Genomic DNA, 567 nt, shown 5'->3' with positions numbered 1-567 from the left:
CCCGTTCGTCTAGAGGCCTAGGACACCGCCCTTTCACGGCGGTAACAGGGGTTCGACTCCCCTACGGGACGCCACTTCTCTTTTGAAGTGAAATGGGTCGTTAGCTCAGTTGGTAGAGCAGTTGACTTTTAATCAATTGGTCGCAGGTTCGAATCCTGCACGACCCACCATTTCCTTTCCACGAAGGAAAGCAAATTTGGTTCTGCTTTTTAAAGCGGAGACAAATAAGCAACTATCGTGGGCGATTAGCTCAGTTGGGAGAGCACCTCCCTTACAAGGAGGGGGTCACTGGTTCGAGCCCGGTATCGCCCACCACTCTTTCTTTTTAGGAAGAACTCAGAAATACCCTTGATGGGGCTATAGCTCAGCTGGGAGAGCGCCTGCCTTGCACGCAGGAGGTCAGCAGTTCGATCCTGCTTAGCTCCACCACTCTTTAAACGCATTTCTTGGAAAAGAAGTGAGTGTGTTTAAAAAGTGGTTATCTTTTGATAAACACATGCTCTTTAACAATCTGGAAAGCTGACTAGTAAATTGAATCGTTAGATTCAATTAAAATGTTCTTCGAAA

Annotated in this window: 3 tRNA genes; all 3 read left to right on the top strand. The window is 47.1% G+C overall.

The window, feature by feature from the left end:
- The first annotated feature begins 94 nt into the window (after positions 1–94).
- The 3 genes from Q0852_RS23715 (at position 95) to Q0852_RS23705 (ending at position 429) form a co-directional block, all read left to right on the top strand.
- Positions 95–170, top strand: a tRNA-Lys gene (locus tag Q0852_RS23715).
- A gap of 69 nt (positions 171–239) precedes the next feature.
- Positions 240–315 (top strand) — tRNA-Val (locus tag Q0852_RS23710).
- Positions 316–353: 38 nt separating this feature from the next.
- Positions 354–429, top strand: a tRNA-Ala gene (locus tag Q0852_RS23705).
- Positions 430–567: the final 138 nt, after the last annotated feature.

The sequence above is a fragment of the uncultured Photobacterium sp. genome, from assembly GCF_947502415.1.
Taxonomy (GTDB): Bacteria; Pseudomonadota; Gammaproteobacteria; order Enterobacterales; family Vibrionaceae; genus Photobacterium.
The sequence above is the reverse complement of the archived record's forward strand: the minus strand, read 5'-3'. Positions and strand labels throughout refer to the sequence as shown.